Below are 22,863 nucleotides of genomic sequence, written 5' to 3'. Positions count from 1 at the left end.
CTATGACCCATTATAGCATAAATTTATATTTAATTTCTCATATGTCTACATTATAATCATTTCCAATATTGTAAATAATATACGTACCTATGTTCCTATCTTATTCAATGTATCGTATATTAAAATGATTACAGTTTTTAGCACACTATAAATATATTTTTAAGCATAAAAATGGTATAACTAAAATGTATTTGCATACTTTTAATTACACCTTTCCTATATTGCTGTTACTAGATACCCTTTATATTTTTTTATTTCAGCCTGTTCATAAATACGTCTAACATAGTCCTTATTTAATTCAACAAAAATCTCAGGATTTAAGTTCCGATGTTGCTTTGAAAAAGCTTGTTTGCTAACTATATTTTCAAATGTCTCTAATATTCTATCATAAGCTATAATTAGTATTCCTCTCTTATCATTAGTCTTATAATTATAATAATACATATTTTAATTGAATATTAGAGTATAAGTTTAGAGTTAAATAATTATTTATATTTTCTCAAGTTAATGACATTGCCCTCAAGGGATGCCTTGTTATTTAGCTAAAATTTCAACTCCAGTTTCAGTTATTAATACTGTATGTTCCCATTGAGCTGATAATTTATTATCTTCTGTGTAAATTGTCCATTCATTTTCTTCATCAACAAACACATCATAAACTCCTTCATTTACCATTGGTTCTACAGTAAGTACCATTCCCGGAACGAGTAACATTCCTGTTCCCTTTTCACCTATATGTGGCACAAATGGATCCTCATGAAATTCATTTCCAACTCCATGTCCTCCTAATGCTCTAACTATTGTATATCCATTTTTATGAGCATGTTCTTGACAAGCTGCTCCTATATCGCCTAAGAACCCCCATGGCTTTATAGCTTCAATTCCTTTTATCATACATTCTCTAGCTACTTTCACCAATTTCTCTGCTTCTTCACTAACCTGTCCTATCATAAACATTCTAGATGCATCTGAATAATATCCATCTAAAATTGTAGAAACATCTATATTTACAATGTCTCCATCTTCTAAAATGGCACTTTCATCAGGTATCCCATGACAAACTTGATTATTAATTGATGTGCATACACTCTTTGGAAATCCATCATAATTTAATGGAGCAGGAACAGCCCCATGTTCTGTAGTATAATCATATACCAATTTATCTATTTCTGCTGTACTCATACCAGCTTTAATTTTACTTGCAACTAAATCTAATACTCCGTTATTAATTATTCCACTTTTTTTGATTCCTTCAATATCCTTTGGACTTTTGATAAGATCTCTTGATGGAACAATATGACCCTTACGTTTGTAACTTTCTATTTTTTCATCAAATTCTAAGTGACATCTTTTATACTTTAATCCACTGCCACACCAACATTTTGCATTTCTATCTAAAAACATTTTTATAATAACACCTCTTTAAAATTATATTTTAGAATATCACATTATTCTACTCCCGCTAACTATTATACACCTAAATTAATTTAAATGCTCTCCCTATGGTTTTTTCTTCATCAGAAATTTAATATTCTAAATTTAATTTCTTATAAAATGTACAACTTACCAATTCATTTTATATGAAAATATATCATCTAAATATGTTTTTTCTTAAATATTTTATTTATGTGCTTTTTCTACATTGATTTTCTTACCTTTTATAGTCATATTTTTTAATTCTTCTATAACTTTTTTCCCTTTTCCATTTAATATATCTACATAAGATACTGAATCTTGTACATCAATTATTCCAATATCATCTGCACTAACTCCATCTATCCTGCATATAGCCCCAACTATATCCCCTGCACGAAGCTTCTTTTTCTTTCCACCATTTAAATAAATTTTAGTTATGTCAGTATTTATTATTTTAGCTTTTTCTTTTTTTCTCTTAGGCTTACTTTTAAGTAATTCTAAGCTTTCTACGCTTTCTTTTTCTATTTGCTCTTTTCCTGGAATATAACAAACTTGAATTTTAAAACCAATAAGCTCTTCAATTTGGCTTAAAAGATTATCTTTTTCTTTAACACAAAAGCTTATAGCTTTACCTTTTGCTCCTGCTCTCCCTGTTCTTCCAATTCTATGTACATAAGCTTCTTTCTCTACTGGAAGCTCATAATTTATTACATGAGTAATTCCATCAATATCAATTCCTCTTGATGCTACATCTGTTGCTACAAGCAATCTAAAATCTCCTCGTCTATAGCTTTCCATAGTATTTAGTCTTTCTTTTTGGAGCATTCCGCCATGAATTTTATTGATTGAATATTTTTTTGATTTTAAAAATTCGAAAACTTTATCTACATTTTCCTGAGTTCTAGCAAATATAATAGCAGTTTCAGGTTTTTCATGTATTAATATACTATTTAAGTTTTCTAATTTTTTTTCGTAATTCACATAATATAAACTGTGTTCTATGTTATCTGTAATGAGTTTTTGATTTTCAATGGTAATATCTACGGGTTTATTCATATACTTTTTACTTAATTCTTTTATTTCATCTGGCATTGTTGCTGAAAATAACATAGTAACCTTTTTCTTTGGAAGCCTCTTAATTATATCTTCAACTTGGTCTATAAATCCCATATTAAGCATTTCATCAGCTTCATCTATAACAAAATATTTTATTTTTGATAAGTTAAGGCTTCCTTTATCAATATGATCAAAAACTCTTCCTGGAGTTCCAACTACTATATGAGTCTTTTGCTTCAATTTTCTTATTTGATCTGATATTGGCTCTTTGCCAAAAACTGCAACCGCTTTTATTCGTTTAAATCTTCCTATATTAGATATATCTTCACTTACTTGAACTGCTAGCTCTCTTGTTGGAGTTAAAACTAATACTTGTGGGCTATTTTCTTCCCAATCTATTTTTTCACATAAAGGTATGCCAAATGCTGCTGTCTTTCCACTTCCTGTTTGTGACTTAACTATAACATCATTATTCTTAAGAATCTCTGGTATTACTTTTTCTTGAACTTCTGACGGCGTATTATATCCAAGACCTTCTATGGATTTCAAAAGTTCATCACCTATTTTAAATTTATTAAATTCACTATTCATATGTTAAATTATCTCCTCACTCCAAATTACTAATCTATTCATTAGTAATTATATAAATCTTTCTTATTATACCATTCTTCTCTACTTTTAAAACATAATCATTTTATATGATTAATAATAATTTGTAAAACATAAGGCATAATCAAAAAAATAACAGGTCAATATGCTAGCTTATTTTAAATTAAACTTTTAGCTAATACTTTCCCATATAATTACACTTAATTTGTAAATGTATAAAATGCTGTAACTTTAACTAGAAAAATGAACATAATAAGGATATAATTAATTGACAATATATAAGAAAATCATCTTTAAACAGTTGTTATATACTTAATCCTTATGATATGACATAGGTTTATAACATATGTGAGTTATATTGTATTCAAAAAATTAAACTATAAAGGAGAAATTAATGAATAATTCTTTTACTGATTTAAACGTAAATTCAAATATAATAGATGGGCTTCAAAAGCAAGGTATAACTGTTCCAACTCTAATTCAAGCTTTATCTATTTTACCAGCTCTTGATAACAAAGATATAATTGGAGAAGCCTTTACTGGAAGTGGTAAAACCTTAGCTTATCTTATACCTTTATTTCATAAAATAGATACTTCAAAAAGAGAAATGCAAGGAATAATTTTAGCACCAACTCATGAGCTTGCTATACAAATAGAAGAACAAATTAAGCTTCTTGCTGAAAATTCTAAAGTTCCTGTAACCTCTATGTCAATTATTGGAGATGTAAATATAAATAATCAAATTAAAAAGCTTAAGGATAATAAGCCACATATAATTGTTGGATCAACAGGTAGAATTCTTGATCTTATTAGGAAGAAAAAGATTACCCCTCATACAATAAAAACAATTGTTATAGATGAAGGTGATAATTTATTAGATCCTAAGAGAGCAGATATATCTAAAGAAATAATAAAAACAACTATGAAAGATAGACAGCTTATGGTATTTTCAGCTTCTATAAAACCTGAAACACTTGAAACTGCTACGAGCTTAATGAAAGATCCTGTAATTATAAAATCTGAAGATAAACCAGCTATGAATCCTAACATTGAGCATATGTTTGTTGTATGTGATAGACGTGATAAATTTGAAACTCTAAGAAAAGTGCTTGTAGCTGTTAAGCCTGAAAAAGCAATTATTTTTGTTAATGATAATGAAGATATTGAGTTAACTACTGTAAAGCTTAATTATCATAGTAAAGATTGTTTTGCTATGAATGGAAAAATTTCTAAAGAAGATAGAAAGCTTGCAATTGAAAGCTTTAGAAGTGGGAAAATAAAAATATTAGTTTCATCAGACGTTACAGCTAGAGGCCTTGATGTTGAAGGTATAACTCATGTAATTCACTTAGATTTACCACTAAAATTAAATGAATATTTACATAGATCTGGTAGAACTGCTAGAGGAGATGCCCATGGTGCTTCTATATGTTTAGCAACTGTTAAGCAGCTTAATATCATAAAGAAATATGAAAAAGAGTTTAAAATTAAATTCCAAGAAAAGAAAGTTTTTGGTGGAGCTTTAGAAGATACTCATTATGCTTCTGAATCAAGACAAGATAAACCTAAGAACAAAATAAATACTTCAAAATTCCATAAGTAAAATTAAGAAAAAAGAAGTTTGCTATTTATTTCTATAGTAAACTTCTTTTCATATACACTTTTAACTTAATTTATCTTCAAGCCATTTAACTATATGTTTTATCACATGTTCTTCATTACCCGGAGCTATATAATCAACATATTTTTTTAATTGTCATAATTAATTCTAATACTATTCAGTAATATTAGACATAGTTCAATATTATTTTCTTAAATTTCATGGATATGGTATTTATTAAAACTATAAGTTATTGTATACTATGTTAATGTAATCAAATCGCAAAAGGAGACTAAGTTAATGAATAACAAAAAAATCTTATTAAATATATTAGCTTTAATAACTGTAGTTATTTGGGCCATCACATTTATTTCTAGTAAAATACTATTAAACACATTTACTCCACTTGAAGTAATGTTTTATCGATTTGTAATAGCATATTTTCTATTACTTATAATACATCCAAAATTTCATAATATAGATTCATTAAAAGAAGAGGCTATGTTTTTACTATCCGGTATAACTGGTGGTTCACTTTACTTTTTAACTGAAAATACTGCAGTTAAAATTTCACAAGCTTCAAATGTAGGATTAATAGTTGCAACAGCACCAATTATTACAGCACTTCTTGCTCACTTTTTTACTAAAGGCGAAAAACTTAATAAAAATCTAATTTGGGGATTTTTTATTGCAATTTCCGGAGTTTTTTTAGTTATGTTTAATGGTAACTTTATGTTAAAGTTAAATCCAGCAGGTGATATTCTTGCTTTATGTTCTGCTTTATCTTGGTCTGTTTATTCAATAATAACAAAGAAATTTGGGAGTAAGTACAGTTCTCTATACTTAACAAGAAAGATATTCTTCTATGCTTTGCTTACTATGATTCCATTTTTATTTACATCAGAATTTAATTTTGATATTCCTAAATTATTAAACTTTAAAGTAATATCTAATCTTTTATTTTTAGGAGTTGTGGCTTCTAGCCTTTGTTATGTTATATGGAATTATACAGTTGATAAATTAGGAGTAGTAAAAACTAATAACTATATCTATCTTATTCCAGCAATTACTCTAATACTCTCTGTAGTAATACTTCATGAAAAAATTACATTATGTTCAAGTTTCGGAGCATTATTAATATTTCTTGGAGTGTATGCTTCAGAAAATGGACTTAAATCTAATTTCTTTTCAAGCAATAGAAATTCTATTCAAGAAGAGGTTTTATAGATATATACTTTTTTATGAATGTGCCTAGACCTATATAGTTATAGTTAAGGATTCGAATCCGCTCAATATAGCTCCCTTAAACAAGATACATAGGCATATGAAATAAAAAGAATGTGATATAATAAACAAATTTAACTTTTGCTTTGTTATATCACATCTTTTATTTTCTTTATTCAATTTCTAATTTTTCTATTTTTATTATTGGTATTCTATGACTTGCATTATTATCATCTTTTATAGTAGAACTTTCAATGATTCCTTTTACATTAATCTTCTCATTTTCATTTAAACCGTACGCTTTATCATATTCTCCTATTATTCCAACTATTTTTGAATCAGCAGCACAACAAGTTATTATAATTCTTCCTATAATAAATTGCTCTTTATTTAAATAGCTTTCTTTGCATACAAATCCATGAATTTCTAAGTTCCTTCCTATGTATTTTTCAGGATTTAATCTTATATCTTCTAATACCATAGGATTATCTTCATTAACTATTAGAATTTCTTTTTTTTCATTTTCGCCTTTAATTGAGCTATAATCTAATTCATGTTCATATAAGGATTTCATATCTATACTACTCTGGTTGCTTTCTTTCAGTTCTTTATTCAATTCAGTATGTTTAAATGCTTCTTGCTTATTAATTGAAATAAACCCCAATATTATAGTTAGTACAATTGGAATTAATTTCATTTTAATATTATTATTCCCTTTTATTGTAAATACATTTTCAAATTGAAAAATTATAAATATACTTATCATTACTATAGTAATGTAACTATATTTAATCATTTTCTTGCCTATATAAAATTCCATTTTACCTGTAAAGATCAAATAAATTATTGATAAATCTAATAAAATAAGAACTACAAGCCATAAAAATTCATCAAAATTAAATCTTTTCACTTACCGAGCCCCCTTATTGTATTCCAATAAGACATATGAAATAAAACAATAAATCAAATATACCTTATATTCCACATATCATAAATAAACAAGAAATTATAAATACAACACTTATTGTAGTTATAACTAATTTAAATACAAAATTCTTTTTGAAAGTCCCAGATAGTATCATTAAGTTCTTTAAGTCAAGCATAGGACCTAAAATTAAGAAAGCTGTTACTCCGCTAAATGAATAATTAGCTAAGAAACTCCTACCAACAAAGGCATCTGCCTCTGAGCAAAGGGATAAAACAAATCCAAGAAACATCATAAAAATTATAACTAATATCTTATTATCAGAAATAAAGTTGAAACCTCCATGAGATGCTACAACTTGAAATACACTAGAGATAAACGCTCCAAATATTAAATAACCCATAATATCTAAAAATTCTCTGTTAGTATGATCAAATATTGCTTTAAATTTGCTTTGATTTTCAAAAGAAGCATTACAACCACAATTGCAATAATTATCATTTTCTATAGAATCTGAAATTATGCACTGTTTGTTTTCTTGTAGAGCATTTACTATCATTCCTATTAAAATTGCTGCTACAAATCCACCAGTCGTCCTAAGAATTACCATGGCTTGCTTATCATAAAATGCATAATAGGTAGACATTATTACCACTGGATTAATTATTGGTACTGCAAGCATAAAAGTTACCCCAACCCCAACTGGCAACCCCTTTTTCATTAGTCTTCTTGTTATAGGAACAATGGCGCATTCACAAACCGGAAAAATAAGCCCTACTAAAGCTGCTCCAATGTAACCTAATATACTTACATTAGGTATTAACTTAGTTATAATTTCTTCTGATATGCAAGTTTGAATTATTGCAGATATAAAAGAACCTAAAATAATAAAAGGGACTGCCTCAAGAACTATACTTGTAAATATACTTGCGAAATCCCCTATTTTTTCTATATTTAAATTTATTTCATATTTTTTATAAATATACAGTAGTAATAGTATTACACTCAGAGTAAAAAAAGTTATAATTCTACTATTCCTATGATTCATAAACATTCCTCATTTCCCTCTTATATTCTGTATTCTTCTTTAATAATGCTTATTTGTAAATTTTATTTTTAATTTCTTAATATATCCGTTATCTAGAACCTTAGATTCTCTAAGAGCTGACTTTAAAATATACTTATTATTTACTTTTAAAATATAAGCTTTAGGATTAATATCCCTTACTTTCTTAAAATCTTCATCTAAAACTTCCTTATTACAAAAATCCATGTTATTCACAACGATCATATTGGAATATTGTATAAATGGAATTATAAAATTTCCAACATTATCAATATATTGTTTTAAGTTCTTTCCATCTGCCACAAAAAATATTGTCGTAATTTTGCTATATTCCCTATAAATTTTTTCATTTAATATATCAATTAATTCCTTTAAATTAGAAGTTCCATTATATTCAATGATTATCCTATTGGGACTGTATTTCTTTATTGAATAAATCATTTCTTCTTTAAGATCCTTAACTTCATTTAATTTTTTAACTTTAACAAAATAATTTATATTAGTCGATTGTAACACTTTCTTTTCTCCATGTTCCAATTGAAAAATTAAAATTTTTTCCCCTTCAACTTGGGTTTCACTTAATAAAGAGTTTATAAAAGAAGTTTTTCCAGCCCCTAAAAAACCAGTCACAATCTCAATATGTATTTTCATTTTCTCACCACTTTTCTATAAATTCTAAATACAAATTAAACAAATCTATCCTACTTAACTTATCAGCACCAATAGCTATATTTGCTGAAAACTCAATTTTATTTATCATATTTAATTAGTGCTCCTTTTATTATGTTTTGTTTTGACGATTAATCATAATATAAAAGGGCACTTTTTTGGTGAATTTAATAAAATGTTTCAAACTATTGATTCACCTTGGCTCGAATGATATTTTATAATTTACTACGCAGTTTTTCGATACTATATTAATTTTCCAAAGTATTTTCTTAAATAAGATATAAATTTAATTTAACTATATCAACTAAAACAAGTAGCTACATATAGTTAATTAAATAATTGTTTTAATTCCCTTTTATTTAATTCACTTCCAATTATTGAAACAACCCTTTTATTAGACCATTTAATCTTTCTACTCTTAAATTCATTTGGGACATAATCAAATTGATAATATCCTCCATCAGTTCCTTTTATAACTCCCTTTGCTCTTATTATTTTACCGAACTTTTCACTATTCTCTATAAACTCAAATTTTCTTTGAATTTCTTGTGTACTTATGTTTTCAATAAGGTCTATAGGATAGCTTTCAAAAACCTCTTTAGCACTATGATTTACTTCTTTTCTAAAGGTTTTACTCATGTTAGCTTTTGCCATAGATATTTCTTTTTTTTCTTCTATATTATTTACTTTTAAAAAATCACTTCCATTAATGCTTTCCCAAGGTTTATATATTATTTCAGCCTTAGAATTAAACTTTTTAAGAGAATCTATGGTAATTTTAATTTTCTTATCATCTACTAATTGGCTTCTGCTTAAAACAATTTTATTTGCTTTTCTTATTTGATTTTCATAAAATTCTTTAAAATTCTTTAAATACATATCATAATTTTTAATATCAATCAAAGTAAAAACATTTCTAACTTCAATCTCATTCTGGAACTTCTTTCCTTGCAATATATTTAATATTTCACTTAATTTTGCCACTCCTGAAGGTTCAATTATTATGTTATCAGGTTTGTAATTATTTAAAACTTCAAATACTGCTTCTCCAAAATCTCCTGATACTTGACAACATATACAGCCCGAATTAATTTCCTTAATTTCAATATTGCTCTCTTTTAATATATCTCCATCTATCCCTACTTCACCAAATTCGTTTTCTATAATAAGTGTATTTTTTCCATAAGCTTTTTCATTTAATAACTTTTTAATAAGCATTGTTTTGCCTGCTCCTAAAAAGCCTGAGAATATATCAACCTGAGTTTTCATTTAAGTTCTTCCTTTCTTATATACTCATATTTTATTTATACTATATCTCTTCTATATATATGAATAAATTTTATGTATAAAAAAAAGCATTTATGATTAATAGTTTTTTATTAATCATAAATGCTTTTTTATAATAGTCGTTTTAAAAATTAATACCATTCAATTAAATTTCAGATGCCATTTTACTAAATTATATTACTTAGGATAATAGAAAAAATGGGTTGCTCTATCTGAAATACTAGTATCTTGCAATACTTGTCTTCTATGAAGAACTAAATTTCCATAGCTTGTCCCTTGATTATCTACAATATATGCATATCCATCTCTATCCCAGCACATGAAAATATATACATGCGAATAATTATTGGTAAATATGATATCTCCTGGCTTTAATTGTGAAAAATCATAACTAGATACAAATCCCCAACTCTTTAATTCATTTTCAAATTGATAAGTATTAGCTACTACATTTGGAATATTAACCCCAACTCTTCTTAAAGCTTCTGATGCAAAATATACACAATTATTACTAGTGTTTCCTCCATGTAACCAAATAGCAGTACTATCAACACTCATTTGATTATTTATATTAGTCATGTATTTAAATAACTGATAATTAGTATTTGAATGTGAATAATTATAATACGTATTTACAGTTTTGCCATTAGCTTGGACATATGTATAGTTATCAATCCATGCATTTTTAATTAATGAACCATCACTAGAAAATTTATATTTTTCACCATCTATAGTCTTTTCTCCTGAAACCATCACACCGGTACTTTGCTCAAAATAATATATCTTATCATCTAAATTTAACCAACCATATTGCATTCCACCGGTGATTGAAAAATAATAATAATTGTTATCTATTTTTTGCCATCCAGTAACCATTGCCCCACTTTCATTTAAATAAAATTTAATATTTTTAATGGTTTGTAATCCTTTTTGCATAACTCCTTCTCCATTAAAATAATACCACTTTCCAGAAACTTGTTTCCAGTCATTTTTCACCAGACCATTTGCTCTATCATAATAATACCAATTCTTGTCTTTATCGCTTTCCCAGCCTTCTCTTACATTTCCATCTTCGTTAAATTCGTATTCTTTACCATTTATGGTCTTGCTACCTTCAATTCTATATCCATTTCTATCTAAATAACACCATTTACCCTTTAGAAAATACCATCCTTCATCAAGTCTAAATTTATTTCCTTCTACATCACAATAACTATAGTTTCCATTAATAATTTTTTGTTTAACACTATCGGGTAATTCTCTAATTTGATTATCGCCTAAATCTAAATAAGTTAACTTAGGTAATTCACCTAAAGATTCCGGAACTTGTCCATCTATTTTAGCAGTATTCACATTTAAATATTCTAAGTTTTTTAATAATTTTATTTCTTCAGGTATATTATTATCAATTTTTTCATATCTTAAGTCAATTTTTTTAATATTTAAAAAATCTTGTTCTGTAAGATTTCTAACTTTCTTATTCAGTTGGCTAGCAACTTCTCTTGTTAACCAATTGTCATTTATTTCAATATTACTTTGCTCAATAATTCCTCCGTTTGTTTTACTATCATTTGCATAAGTTACTACTGGAATACTAGTAATACATAAAACCACAGCAAGCAATGCTAATTTTTTTAACTTATTATGTCGCATCTAATCGTCTCCTTTTATTTTTAACATATAAATTATACCATTTTAGATTTAAAATCTCAAATAATTTTAAAATAATCTAAATTTTGCTGCACATTTATGCTATTTTTCTAATTTCTAATTCTCCATTTTCTATCATGTTAGCAAACGCCCTTTCTAATAAATATACTATTATTAGTTTTTGTCAACTATTTGTGAATTGTGTTTAGTATTATTACAAAAAATTAAGGTAGATTAAGTATTTCTACTTAGCCTACCTTCATTTTGTGTTTTCTAAATTTATATTTGAATTGTTTTGACGAATTTGGATTTAAATGTTTCCAGTAAAATAGTCATTTAAGCATAGTGCACTATTAATTAATATCAATAATTTCAGATTGATTTTTGACGATTTTTTGACGTCAAATAAGGTAGGTTAGGAATGATTTTACTTGTTCCTAGCCTTATTTATTATATTATATATACATCAAATTCAACTACCTATTTTTCAACAACCTCATATCTAATCTTTTTCTCTTCTCTAACCTCTAATAATATATCTTACTCTATTATTCTAATCTTAATAAATATTCAAAAATCCTTTAATTTTTTTGTGAAAGAATGGCTTTTCTCTTCAAATATTTTTCTTGACTCATTTCTCCACTTTAAAATTTTTCTCTAAATTATATAAGTAGTTATTAAAATAAACATATATTATATATAATGATATATGTTATTCTAATATATCATCTATACAAACTACCTTATAATTAATATTATTAATTGCAAACCTATGCTCCATGCTCATTTTGTTTTTACAATTACAAGGCTTTTTGCCATAATTTTCGTCATCTTCTTCATGCATATACATTTCATTTGTATATTCCATGTTCTTTTCCTCTTCCATTTTACTCATTTCATGTTCTTCATCATTATCTTTCTTCATGTAATGCATACAATGTTCATGCTTCATAGCATCATCGTCATCCATGTCCATCATTTGATTATGCATGCTCATCATCTTATTCATGTCACAATCCATACCCATCTTTTTATCATGCATATCAGTCATTTCATGCTTCATGTTCATCATCTCATGGTGCATCTCCATCATGTGCTGATTCATATCCATCATTTCATGATCAATAGAAAGCATTTCCTCAATCATTACTTGTTCTTTATAACTAATATTTTGAGTAGATCCTAAAATGAAACCGTGCATAAATGGAGGTTTAGGCATATCTTTTGGTGACATAGGTTTAACTGATTTAACATATCTTTCTACTACTTCAGGTGTTCTATCTTTTTCTACAAAAAGAGGTGGAGTATGCTTACCCATATGAGCAAATAATACACCAGCTATAATATCCATTGGCTCTTTAAGCACTCCAAATGTAAAAGCATGACCTTCTTTATAATTTCTTCCCCATCCAAATTCAGTTTCAGGATCTTTGTACTTAGCGAAATTTACTGATATTTCATAAGGATTATCACCGTCTATTCTATCTACATTCTTAACATTATCAAGTTGTGAAAAATATTTTTCAAAATTGTTTGATACGGTTTTAGTAGATCCGATAATATAAATATTAACATCATTTATCTTTTTGATTACTTCGAGTATACATTCTGGAATTCTATTTTTTGTACAAACAAAATAGGGTCTCCATGATGTGCTGACCAATATCCAGAAACAATTCCTTCAGAGTACTCTTCACCAGACATTATAAGAATATTTTTAAATTCTTTTCTTATTTTAGATATCATGCATGCAGTTTCATAATGATTTCGACCAGCAATATGGTGTGTTCTAAATCCATAATGATTTAATTCTGAAGATACATTTTTCGAAATATTACCAACTAAAATTACATGAATTCCTTTATATCCGTTAGGGGACAATCTTTGAATTTCTTTTAACGTTTCTTTATTTAAACTGTTACCATCAATAAGCAAAAGAGATGCATTGATTGGAAAATGAATTAATGAAGTGGCTGCTATTGCATCAAAAACATCCTTTTTATTAACTAAAATGACGGCATTAGGTTTCATATTACTAAAGCCAATTTTAGATACTTCTATAGCTGTATCTATAGGATCATTACTACAAATCCTTGTAGTATTAAGTGTAAGTGGACAATTTTCTAAAGTGTTATTCATTATTTTCCTCCTGGGACTTTATTAATAAATAACATATGATTAAACAATATATTTTGTTATAAGACAAAAGAGAAATACCAATCATTTTATAGTATTCCTCTTATTTAATATTTACTATTTATTCACTTTAACTTTCTCTGCCTTAAAGTAGTTTACCCTGTAATTTATATATTAGATATATATTTTACTTAGTGCCATAATGTATAGATGCAATTCCAAAAGTTAAAGATTCATATTCTGAATTTCTAAAACCTATCTTCTCAAATTCTTCCTTAAGCTGCTTTTTGTTCATAAATTTATTTACAGAATCTCTAAGATAATAATATGCTTTTTTATCTCCTGTGCCTATTGAACCTACTGTTGGTAACACATGGTTAAAGTATAAATCATATATATTTTTTAAAATAGGCATATTAGGTTTAGAAAGTTCTAAACACATCACTTTCCCTCCTGGTTTTAAAACTCTATACATTTCTGATAATGCTTTATTCTTATCAGGAATATTTCTTAACCCAAAGGCTATTGTAATACAATCAAAGGTGTTTTCTTCAAATGGTAATTCTAAAATACTGCCTTTAATTAATTTATACTTATAATCCTTTAATGATTGATTTAGTCTTTTAGCTCCAACGTTAAGCATTTCTTGACTAAAATCTATTCCTATAATTGTAGTATTTTTCCCAACAGCCTTGCATTCATAATTGATCATTTGTCCTGTACCACAGCATAAATCTAACACTTTTTGTCCTTCTTTAATATTGCATATTTTTATTGCCTTCCTTCTCCATAATCTGTCAATATTTAAAGTTAAAATTGAATTTAACATATCATATCTTTTTGCAATTACAGAAAAAATTCTTTCGACATCTGTTACATTAGTTTCTGCCATTATAATCACCCCACATTCTTTTATTTTGCACTTAAAAAATGTAATTAGTATATTAATAATTTTATTTCTCATATATAAATTTTTTAATATTATTTTATAATTCGCCACGGCTTATTACATTAGTGGAAATAAAACAAATACAGTGAAATCCCAAATTGCATGAGATATTATTATTGGAACAAGGCTTTTTTCTTTCTTATAAATCCATCCCCAATATATTCCACATACTAAAGCAGCCACCACAAGCATAAAGTTAAATGTAATTATATGAACACCGGCGTACAATAGAGTTGCAAATATATATCCTTTATCTTCTCCAAATTTTTTTGCAAGATTGTTTTGTATAAATCCACGCCAATATATTTCTTCTCCCGGCCCTATTATAAATAATAATAGAGCTCCAATAAGTAATGAATTTCCTTGTGCTCTATTGCTATAAACTGATGATATTTGAGCATCTTTAAATGGAAATAAATATCCCGAAATTATATTTCCAGCATAAAAAACAAAGTACAATATTATTGCTGAAATAATTCCTATTAATATGTGTCTTAACTTTATGTTTCTAAATGAAATTAAGTTCTTTTCAGAAAACAAAGCTACCATCACTAAAACTAATATGGATACTCCCATTTCAATCCAAAAATTAAATGGTTTTAATACAAATATTACAAACCACAATATTGTAGCTATGATTAATGAAGAAATAATGATCTTATTCTTACTTTTCTGTTTCTCCAAAACTTTGCCGCCTTTCTATAAAATATAAGATAAAAGTATAGATAAAATTAAAAGAATTCCAAATTGACCTTGAAGCTTACCACTTTCTTTATCAAGCTCTGTAATATGATTACTTAAATCTTTAGCAATTCTTAATTTGTTAATGTTTTTAATAGCAGCTGGTATTGTTAATAAACAAATTAAGCTTAGATAAGGAATATATTTAAAAATAATCATTAATATAAGAGAAATATATGAAAGTACAATCAAGCTTGAATATACTTTTTGTGCCTTCTTATAACCTATACTTATTGACAGTGTTTTAATACCAGCTTTCTCATCATGTTTTATATCCCTGATGTCATTGGCATGCAATATTGCAGTAGTAAGAAGTGCTGTTGGGATTGATATTACAAATGACTGCATCTTAAACATCTGCATCTGCAAATAATACCCTCCAAGTGTCATCAATGGCCCAAAAATTATAAACACCAAAGGTGCACCTAAACCTCTATATTTAAGCATTAATGGTTTTCCTGTGTAAAAATATCCACATAAAGCACCTATAACCCCAAGTATTAAAATTACTTCTCCTCTTTTATAGGATAAAAATAAACCAATTAAACATCCTAAAACCAGCAATGTGATACTGCTTCTATATACTTCTTTTAAAGTCAGCAAACCTTCTACAACTACTCCACTAGAACCATGAGACTCATTTGTATCAACCTTATTTATAAAATCATCATGATCGTTTAATAAATTCACTGAAGATTGCATAAAAACAATTGCGATAATCGAAAGTATAAAATATCCAAAATTAAAATTAGACTCTTTTAGTGCTAATATTCCTCCAAGTACAACTGGAATTACTGATGCTGTTAAAGAAAAAGGCCTCGAAGCCCTGATAAATAACTTAAATTTTTCAATTGTCATTTTCTTATCACCTCTACTAACTAATCTTGTATTATTTAGATTAATTTATTATTTATTCAAAGTATAATTAGAAAATTATAGATTATCTAAAATTAACTTTAGATAATCTATAACAACTTACATACGCATTGCCATAGGCAATGAGAATAACATTATATTAACTACTGCAAGCAATACTAAAAGAACAGTATATACTATTGTTGTGCTAACTGTCTTTGATTCATAATTGTTCTTAGAAATTTTATATACAGTATATATTGAACCAAGAGTTCCTATTCCTATTAATATAAATTGAAGTGCTTGTATTGTTGGATCATCAAGAATAGCTGTAGACGCATTATGAATTTCAACTCCAAATAATCCTACAAATGTATAAAAAACCGATTTTCCTTCTGCTAGTAAATGGAATAGATTATGAGCTATATGCGCAGCCATATCTAATGGTATGAGAGCATATCCATACTTAGTGAAATTTTCTTTTAATGAAGCTTTATTAAATATTTTTGCAACTACTCCTGTTATAGATAATAGTGCTACTGGTATTGCCATAGCTATAATAAATGTAATAGTAAAAGTAATAGCATAATTTTGTGTTCCAGTTACATTTTCAAGCCATGCTAACATTCCATCCCATATTTTTAACATTGTAATATTTTGTACAAATACAATTCCCATAATTACAACTGCTAAAAATGATGCATCTAACCTTGGCTTTCTTATAAACCATAACTCTTTAGTTGGTACGCGCAATGATATTTGAATTGAATTGTTAGGACAATTCTTTACACAGTTACCACAGAAATTACATTCAGCATTATCTTCCATTGTTTTTGGAAATTCAAACATCGGACATCCTTCTGCTCTTTCAGTTCCTTTATAGCAATGTGCTGCTGTACATTTAGCACATACTTCTTTTGTTCCACGTAATTGTAGCATACCTGCTCTAGAATAGTTTCCTGATAACCCTCCTAGGAAACATAGATATCTACACCATGTTCTACGCTCCCAAAATGCACCTGAAAATATTACTCCAATTGTAATAAGTAAAAGCAATGTTCCAGAACCTCTAGGTGATTCAACAACACCAAAAACATGGTCACTCCAAGTAATAGCTAAAAACATTGCATCTATAAGCCATACACCGTATTTTCTTAAAAATTTAGGTACTGGTTTTTTGCTTCCTACAAATTTTTGAACTACATCACTTAACGCACCAAATGGACATATAGTACACCAAAATCTGCCTGTCAAAAATAATAATATAGGAAGGATAGGCCACCATAATACCCAAGTTCCTGCTGTCCCAAAATTATCATGAGCCTCACTAGGACCTGTTAATAATTCAAATACGATAAATGCAAATACTATTCCTACAAGTAATTGAAATATTCCTGGATACCACTTACTTTTCATAAAGCTCTTAAGTATTTTATTGTCTAATAAATTATTTTCTGTTTGCCCTTGTGATGACTTTGTTTCATCACTAATTTTCTTGTCCAATTTTGGCATTAAACTGTCACCTCTATTCTTTTTCTTTATTTACTACTTTTTTTCTTTACAGCAGCTACTACGATTATTACTGCTACTATTCCTACAAATCCACCTATAACAATCCAGTTTGGACCTGCACTTGCTACATCAACATCAAATTTTATATCCTTCTTCTCGCCATTTACCAAAACATTAGCTGTAACAGTCCATTTACCTTTATCAGTAAAATCTATATTACCCATATATTGACCATTTCCACTACTTTCCAATGCTGCTTCAATTGGCTTTAACTTATCCATATTCATGCCACCCATGTCTGAACTCTTGTCCATTTCTGCACTAATTTTAACATCAGCATTTTGAATTTCTTTATCATTATTATCATGTAATGTAACCATCACATCATTCTTACCAGTTTTAACTTTATTATCTTTATTGAAAGTTAATTCTGCATTAATACCATTTGAACTTTTTTCTGTTCCTTGCCCCATATCCATGTCTCCCATGCCAGCAGCAAAAGCAGCTGTAGACAGACCTAAAGTAAGAACTAAACTTAATATTGCACCTCTAATTGTTTTCTTTTTCATTGTTAATTAAACTCCCTTCATTATTACGTCTAAAAACTTGATTTTTTACGTAATTTATTATCTATCACGTTTCTTTTCCTAATATAATACAATTAACTGATCAATCCCTATTTTATAAGCGTTTGCTCCAGCCTCCATTAAAATTATAGCTGCAGTATATAAAATTGGATTAGTACTAGTAGTCCCTGCTAATAAATAATTTTAATGTCATCTCCCCTATAATAATTTTTATAATTTCAATATTAAGCTTTTTTTGTTTTTTTATTTGAAGATTCAAATACATAATTTAGGAGACTGATTAAGGCATCTTTATAAACCGAAGAATCTAAATTCTTAATTACTTCTTCAGCTTTTAGAGCGAATTCTTCGGCATTTTCAACAGTAATATTATTTTTAAGAGCATTAAGATCACCATCTGTACAATCATCTATAATTTGATATACCATTCCAAAATTTAATCCAAAGCTTTCTAAATCCTTTATTTCTTTCTCTTTTGCTTCAACTGTTATTGCTCCAAGTTTACAGCAAGCACCCATAAAGGTCGCGGTTTTTCCTTCTATTATATTTAGATAATCCTGCTTTGAAATTTCTTTATTTTGAGCTTGCTCAATTTCTGCAATGCACATTTTTTCAATAACTTGTGTAATTATTTCTTCTGCATCATTCGTTGGCAGTTTTAATAATATTGAAAATGCTTTAGCATAAAAAGCATCCCCTGCCAGAACGGCAACCTTCCTACCATATATATTATTTAGCGTCTTTTGGCCACGGCGAAACAAATCATTGTCAATTATATCGTCATGTACTAAACTGGCGCTATGTATAAGTTCAATAGCTACGCATAAATTAATTAATTGTTCTCTTTCATCTATTGTCATATTAGGATTTATAGCTTTAGCTGAAAGTATTATTAAACTTGGACGAAGGTATTTTCCATGAGATTTAAAAAAATAATCAAATATCTCTTGTGTTAAATCCGAACTAAAATCTTTCCCTATATTTTTTAAAATCATCTCAACTTCATAAAGCTCTTTACTCACTGCATTTTTAGCTTCTATAAAACTTGACATGACTCCACCACCTCTCTAAATAATTAATTTTTGAGTAAAATTATTTATTTTAATATTTTTTATAATTGAATTACCTTTCCTGATAAAGTATACAAAGAACATGTGTAGATATTATGAAGATAATTTAAAAATATTTAAAATCATAATTACACTTCAAATTTTTTCTTGTAATTTCTTCTCCATAAGACTATAAATAATATATAGTCTAAAATAAACTCGTATACTTGTGCAGGATGAAGTATTTGTCCATTATAGTTAATTCCCCATAGCATTATGTTTGCCATTGGTTTGCCAAATACATCGCAGCCTACTCTACCTATTCCTTGAGCTAACGCTATACCAACTACTGCAATATCTGCAAGTTTTAAAAATTATATCTTACTCTTAATAGAGTATATGTATCCTGCAGCCACAGCTGAAACAATTCCTCCATGTATAGATAACCCACCTTCATTTATTTTAAATACTTCTCCTGGATTATTAAAATAAAATGATGGATTATAAAAAATAATATAAAATAGTCTAGCTCCTAATACACCTGCTATAACAACAATAACAATTAAATTAAAGATTATATCTTCATTAATTTCTCTCTTTTCTCCTTGCTTAATTGCAAATGCACCACCTATAATTGAGGCTATTGCTATCATTAAACAAAAAAAGTATATATGTATTGGACCAAAGCTAAAAAGCCATGCTTTGCATGGCTAAAATACTAAACTCTATAAATATTGAACTTTCACCTAAAGAGTGATAGAAAAATATAGAAAATGAGACTCTAATTTGTTATAGTTAATTTGCAAAAAACACATTTAACAAACATGAATTTATTAGTGCTTTCTTATTTACCATAATTCTACAAAAACCAAATACTAATCTATTTATTCCTTCTAGTTAGTGCTATGAAAAACTACTTTTCTATAAGTTTCAAACTTAACCCACTTATTCAAGAAATCCCCTAGAGTTTTTTCATTAGTTCCTTTATATTCACTCAAGAATGTTGTAACTTCCTCATTAGAATTTACCTTTACTTCAAACCCTCTGCCATTAATAACCGGAACTCCTTGATACTTATAATTACCAATTGGTTTTATACTGATAATTTCCTCATTACGAACCTCAATTGCTACTCCATCACGAAGAACTAATAAATCAAAATTCTTTGGATATTCGTAACTATCACCTTTTATTGGAAGTTTATCGCCTACAGTATAAGTTTGTTCTTCTGGTTTATATTTAAATATAGACAAAGTTTCTGTATCATAATAAAATTCCTCAAAAATATCTCCTCTTGCTTTTAATTCGTTATATTCAAAAGAAAATTTTCCACTTTTAATATCATTATTATGAACATCTTCTATAACACCACAAGCTGATGTCATATTAGTAATACGATCTATTAAAATAAGTTCTCCTAAAGTTTTATGTGCATCGAACTTATCAACAACTATTTTTTCAGAAAGTAAAATATCACATGCTGCTATTTCATTTTTTGTTAAATATCCAGTTGGTAAATGCTCTCCAGTGTTTACATCAATTTTATATTTTACATCTGTTACAACACCAGTTAACATCTTAGTACCAACTTTTACAAAGTACTCTTTACCTGCTGTTAATTCCGAATCATCCATCCAAAGAATCTTTGCACTAAGCAGCTTGCTTGGAGCAATGTTAGTTCCTTTTGTAAGTACACAGCCTCTTGATACATCAACTTCTTTATTAAGCTGTATTGTGACCGCCTGTCCTTGCCCTGCACTTTGTGATTCCTTATCTGTAACATGAATGCTTTTTACTAGAGCTTTTTCATTGCTAGGAAGTGTTGTGATTTCGTCTCCTACAGCAATACTTCCTGCTTCAATTTCCCCTTGGAATCCTCTAAAAGTATGATTTGGTCTACATACCCTTTGAACTGGCATATAGAAACCTTCTTCTGATTTATTATCAATCTCTACATTTTCCAGATGTGTTAAAAGTGCTTCGCCTTGATACCATGGAGTATTTTCTGATTTCTTTGTAACATTATCCCCTTCTGTAGCTGATACTGGAATTATATGAACATTTTCTAATGAAAGTTCTTTTACTAATTCTTTGATTTGCTCTTCAATTTCTAGGAATCTTTTATGATTGTATTCTACTAAATCTATTTTATTAACTGCAAACACAAAATGTTTTACACCCATTAAAGAACAAATTCTTGCATGTCTTCTTGTTTGAACAAGTACCCCTTGCTTTGCATCTAATAATATAATAGCAAGTTCTGCAAAAGATGCACCTACTGCCATGTTTCTAGTATACTCTTCATGCCCTGGAGTATCTGCTACAATAAAACTTCTATTATCAGTTGTAAAATAACGATATGCAACGTCTATTGTAATCCCTTGTTCACGCTCCGCCATTAAACCATCTAATAATAGAGAATAGTCTATTGCTCCACCTCTACTACCAACCTTACTATCTAGTTCTAAAGCTTTTTCCTGATCTGCATATAAAAGCTTTGAATCATACAAAATATGCCCAATAAGAGTAGATTTTCCGTCATCTACGCTACCACATGTTATGAACTTTAATAAACTCTTCATTTTAGAAATACCCCTCTCTCTTTCTTCTTTCCATACTACCTGCTGCTTCACTATCTATAACTCTAGTTGTTCTCTCAGATGATACAGCACTAAGGGTTTCATCAATAATTGCATCTAAAGTAACTGCATCTGATTCAAAACCACCTGTTAATGGATAACATCCAAGTGTTCTAAATCTTATTTTTTTATGCTCAACTTTTTCACCTGGTAATAGCTTTAATCTATCATCGTCTACCATGATAATATTGCCATCACGCTCAATGCATGGTCTTTCTTTAGCAAAATATAAAGGAACAATATCAATATTTTCACGTTTTATATATTGCCAGATATCATTTTCAGTCCAGTTTGAAATTGGGAAAACTCTCATGCTTTCACCTTTATTTATTTTAGTATTATAAAGCTTCCACATTTCTGGTCTTTGATTTTTAGGATCCCATGCTTGTGCTTCATTTCTGAAGGAGAAAATTCTTTCCTTTGCACGAGATTTTTCTTCATCACGACGTCCCCCACCAAAAGCTGCTGTAAAACCATATTTGCTTAACCCTTGCTTTAAGGCTTGTGTCTTCATAATATCAGTATAAGCTGAACCATGCTCAAGAGGATTAATTCCTTGCCTTATACCCTCCTCATTTGAATGGACAATCATTTCTATACCTAATTCTTTTGCTTTTCTATCACGAAATTCTACCATCTCCTTAAATTTCCATGTTGTATCAATATGCATGAAAGGGAATGGCGGCTTTTCAGGATAAAATGCTTTCATTGCAAGATGCAGCATAACTGAACTGTCTTTACCAATAGAATATAACATTACTGGTTTTTCACATTCTGCGGCTACTTCTCTAATAATATACATTGCTTCTGCTTCTAATTTATCAAGATGTGATAATTCACTCATAATTAGTCCTCCTATTAATTAAAATTACTTAAACAAAGTGGCTATGCCA

Annotated in this window: 20 protein-coding genes and 2 pseudogenes; 2 read left to right on the top strand and 20 right to left on the bottom strand. The window is 28.1% G+C overall.

The features are described 5' to 3' along the window. Window positions 1-216: 216 nt before the first annotated feature. The 3 genes from LLF98_RS04695 to LLF98_RS04685 all read right to left on the bottom strand — a co-directional run bounded on the left by LLF98_RS04695 (window position 217) and on the right by LLF98_RS04685 (window position 3,063). Window positions 217-444: a hypothetical protein gene (locus tag LLF98_RS04695; protein ID WP_291701358.1), complete on the bottom strand. Its 228-nt coding sequence runs from the start codon at window positions 442-444 to the stop codon at window positions 217-219. 90 nt (window positions 445-534) lie between these two features. Continuing rightward, complete coding sequence (gene map / locus LLF98_RS04690; RefSeq protein WP_291701356.1) at window positions 535-1,404, bottom strand: type I methionyl aminopeptidase; 870 nt, start codon at window positions 1,402-1,404, stop codon at window positions 535-537. Window positions 1,405-1,620: 216 nt separating this feature from the next. Beyond that, complete coding sequence (locus LLF98_RS04685) at window positions 1,621-3,063, bottom strand: DEAD/DEAH box helicase (protein WP_291701355.1); 1,443 nt, start codon at window positions 3,061-3,063, stop codon at window positions 1,621-1,623. 412 nt (window positions 3,064-3,475) lie between these two features. On the opposite strand from LLF98_RS04685, the gene LLF98_RS04680 reads away from it, so the two are divergent. After that, entirely contained in the window at window positions 3,476-4,684 is a 1,209-nt protein-coding gene (locus tag LLF98_RS04680; RefSeq protein ID WP_291701353.1) for a DEAD/DEAH box helicase, read from the top strand. A 297-nt stretch (window positions 4,685-4,981) separates the two neighbouring features. Then, window positions 4,982-5,908: a DMT family transporter gene (locus tag LLF98_RS04675; RefSeq protein ID WP_291701351.1), complete on the top strand. Its 927-nt coding sequence runs from the start codon at window positions 4,982-4,984 to the stop codon at window positions 5,906-5,908. A 169-nt stretch (window positions 5,909-6,077) separates the two neighbouring features. Here LLF98_RS04675 and LLF98_RS04670 read toward each other — a convergent pair whose 3' ends face one another. The 17 genes and pseudogenes from LLF98_RS04670 to cysD form a co-directional block, all read right to left on the bottom strand. Beyond that, window positions 6,078-6,815, bottom strand: a complete 738-nt coding sequence (locus LLF98_RS04670; RefSeq protein WP_291701349.1) for a TIGR03943 family protein — start codon at window positions 6,813-6,815, stop codon at window positions 6,078-6,080. Between the two features lie 64 nt (window positions 6,816-6,879). Next, complete coding sequence (locus LLF98_RS04665) at window positions 6,880-7,878, bottom strand: permease (RefSeq protein WP_291701347.1); 999 nt, start codon at window positions 7,876-7,878, stop codon at window positions 6,880-6,882. A 39-nt stretch (window positions 7,879-7,917) separates the two neighbouring features. Further along, complete coding sequence (locus LLF98_RS04660) at window positions 7,918-8,547, bottom strand: GTP-binding protein (RefSeq protein WP_291701345.1); 630 nt, start codon at window positions 8,545-8,547, stop codon at window positions 7,918-7,920. A 345-nt stretch (window positions 8,548-8,892) separates the two neighbouring features. Then, complete coding sequence (locus LLF98_RS04655) at window positions 8,893-9,834, bottom strand: GTP-binding protein (RefSeq protein WP_291701343.1); 942 nt, start codon at window positions 9,832-9,834, stop codon at window positions 8,893-8,895. Window positions 9,835-10,029: 195 nt separating this feature from the next. Continuing rightward, a complete protein-coding gene (locus tag LLF98_RS04650; RefSeq protein WP_291701341.1) occupies window positions 10,030-11,505 on the bottom strand; it encodes a cell wall-binding protein in 1,476 nt (491 codons plus the stop codon). 709 nt (window positions 11,506-12,214) lie between these two features. Then, window positions 12,215-13,165, bottom strand: coding sequence for a hypothetical protein (locus LLF98_RS04645; protein WP_291701339.1), 951 nt, complete (start codon window positions 13,163-13,165; stop codon window positions 12,215-12,217). Further along, on the bottom strand, window positions 13,093-13,641 hold the full coding sequence (locus tag LLF98_RS04640) for a cell wall-binding repeat-containing protein (RefSeq protein ID WP_291701337.1): 549 nt from the start codon (window positions 13,639-13,641) through the stop codon (window positions 13,093-13,095). The genes LLF98_RS04645 and LLF98_RS04640 overlap by 73 nt, the downstream gene beginning before the upstream one ends. 184 nt (window positions 13,642-13,825) lie before the next feature. After that, entirely contained in the window at window positions 13,826-14,530 is a 705-nt protein-coding gene (gene ubiE / locus LLF98_RS04635; RefSeq protein ID WP_291701335.1) for a bifunctional demethylmenaquinone methyltransferase/2-methoxy-6-polyprenyl-1,4-benzoquinol methylase UbiE, read from the bottom strand. A 114-nt stretch (window positions 14,531-14,644) separates the two neighbouring features. After that, the gene (locus tag LLF98_RS04630; RefSeq protein ID WP_291701333.1) at window positions 14,645-15,271 is read right to left on the bottom strand and encodes a type II CAAX endopeptidase family protein; all 627 of its coding nucleotides are present in this window, start codon (window positions 15,269-15,271) and stop codon (window positions 14,645-14,647) included. Window positions 15,272-15,286: 15 nt separating this feature from the next. Continuing rightward, window positions 15,287-16,186 carry a 1,4-dihydroxy-2-naphthoate octaprenyltransferase gene (gene menA / locus LLF98_RS04625; protein ID WP_291701331.1) on the bottom strand — a complete coding sequence of 300 codons (900 nt, stop codon included), beginning with the start codon at window positions 16,184-16,186 and terminating at the stop codon, window positions 15,287-15,289. A 117-nt stretch (window positions 16,187-16,303) separates the two neighbouring features. Beyond that, complete coding sequence (locus LLF98_RS04620) at window positions 16,304-17,695, bottom strand: 4Fe-4S binding protein (protein WP_291701330.1); 1,392 nt, start codon at window positions 17,693-17,695, stop codon at window positions 16,304-16,306. 26 nt (window positions 17,696-17,721) lie between these two features. Beyond that, window positions 17,722-18,264, bottom strand: coding sequence for a FixH family protein (locus LLF98_RS04615; protein ID WP_291701328.1), 543 nt, complete (start codon window positions 18,262-18,264; stop codon window positions 17,722-17,724). Window positions 18,265-18,342: 78 nt separating this feature from the next. Further along, window positions 18,343-18,471, bottom strand: a pseudogene (locus LLF98_RS04610) (Crp/Fnr family transcriptional regulator); the annotation flags it as partial. A gap of 35 nt (window positions 18,472-18,506) precedes the next feature. Continuing rightward, a complete protein-coding gene (locus tag LLF98_RS04605; protein ID WP_291701326.1) occupies window positions 18,507-19,334 on the bottom strand; it encodes a polyprenyl synthetase family protein in 828 nt (275 codons plus the stop codon). A gap of 146 nt (window positions 19,335-19,480) precedes the next feature. Then, a pseudogene (locus LLF98_RS04600) lies at window positions 19,481-20,014 on the bottom strand (prolipoprotein diacylglyceryl transferase family protein); the annotation flags it as partial. A 210-nt stretch (window positions 20,015-20,224) separates the two neighbouring features. Further along, window positions 20,225-21,913 (bottom strand): GTP-binding protein, encoded by a 1,689-nt coding sequence (locus LLF98_RS04595; RefSeq protein ID WP_291701324.1) that lies wholly within the window; start codon window positions 21,911-21,913, stop codon window positions 20,225-20,227. A 1-nt stretch (window position 21,914) separates the two neighbouring features. Next, window positions 21,915-22,814, bottom strand: a complete 900-nt coding sequence (gene cysD, locus LLF98_RS04590) for a sulfate adenylyltransferase subunit CysD (RefSeq protein WP_291701322.1) — start codon at window positions 22,812-22,814, stop codon at window positions 21,915-21,917. Window positions 22,815-22,863 lie beyond the last annotated feature (49 nt).

The organism is Clostridium sp. (genome assembly GCF_021372645.1).
Taxonomy (GTDB): domain Bacteria; phylum Bacillota; class Clostridia; order Clostridiales; family Clostridiaceae; genus Clostridium.
Note: the sequence above shows the minus strand (reverse complement) of the source record. Positions and strands in the feature narration are given on the sequence as shown.

What these genes read in the sequence shown, in the direction of transcription:
- LLF98_RS04695 (WP_291701358.1), bottom strand. Translation starts at nt 444, where the DNA reads ATGTATTATTATAATTATAAGACTAATGATAAGAGAGGAATACTAATT.
- map (WP_291701356.1), bottom strand. Translation starts at nt 1,404, where the DNA reads ATGTTTTTAGATAGAAATGCAAAATGTTGGTGTGGCAGTGGATTAAAG.
- LLF98_RS04685 (WP_291701355.1), bottom strand. Translation starts at nt 3,063, where the DNA reads ATGAATAGTGAATTTAATAAATTTAAAATAGGTGATGAACTTTTGAAA.
- LLF98_RS04680 (WP_291701353.1), top strand. Translation starts at nt 3,476, where the DNA reads ATGAATAATTCTTTTACTGATTTAAACGTAAATTCAAATATAATAGAT.
- LLF98_RS04675 (WP_291701351.1), top strand. Translation starts at nt 4,982, where the DNA reads ATGAATAACAAAAAAATCTTATTAAATATATTAGCTTTAATAACTGTA.
- LLF98_RS04665 (WP_291701347.1), bottom strand. Translation starts at nt 7,878, where the DNA reads ATGAATCATAGGAATAGTAGAATTATAACTTTTTTTACTCTGAGTGTA.
- LLF98_RS04660 (WP_291701345.1), bottom strand. Translation starts at nt 8,547, where the DNA reads ATGAAAATACATATTGAGATTGTGACTGGTTTTTTAGGGGCTGGAAAA.
- LLF98_RS04655 (WP_291701343.1), bottom strand. Translation starts at nt 9,834, where the DNA reads ATGAAAACTCAGGTTGATATATTCTCAGGCTTTTTAGGAGCAGGCAAA.
- LLF98_RS04650 (WP_291701341.1), bottom strand. Translation starts at nt 11,505, where the DNA reads ATGCGACATAATAAGTTAAAAAAATTAGCATTGCTTGCTGTGGTTTTA.
- LLF98_RS04640 (WP_291701337.1), bottom strand. Translation starts at nt 13,641, where the DNA reads ATGAATAACACTTTAGAAAATTGTCCACTTACACTTAATACTACAAGG.
- ubiE (WP_291701335.1), bottom strand. Translation starts at nt 14,530, where the DNA reads ATGGCAGAAACTAATGTAACAGATGTCGAAAGAATTTTTTCTGTAATT.
- menA (WP_291701331.1), bottom strand. Translation starts at nt 16,186, where the DNA reads ATGACAATTGAAAAATTTAAGTTATTTATCAGGGCTTCGAGGCCTTTT.
- LLF98_RS04620 (WP_291701330.1), bottom strand. Translation starts at nt 17,695, where the DNA reads ATGCCAAAATTGGACAAGAAAATTAGTGATGAAACAAAGTCATCACAA.
- LLF98_RS04615 (WP_291701328.1), bottom strand. Translation starts at nt 18,264, where the DNA reads ATGAAAAAGAAAACAATTAGAGGTGCAATATTAAGTTTAGTTCTTACT.
- LLF98_RS04605 (WP_291701326.1), bottom strand. Translation starts at nt 19,334, where the DNA reads ATGTCAAGTTTTATAGAAGCTAAAAATGCAGTGAGTAAAGAGCTTTAT.
- LLF98_RS04595 (WP_291701324.1), bottom strand. Translation starts at nt 21,913, where the DNA reads ATGAAGAGTTTATTAAAGTTCATAACATGTGGTAGCGTAGATGACGGA.
- cysD (WP_291701322.1), bottom strand. Translation starts at nt 22,814, where the DNA reads ATGAGTGAATTATCACATCTTGATAAATTAGAAGCAGAAGCAATGTAT.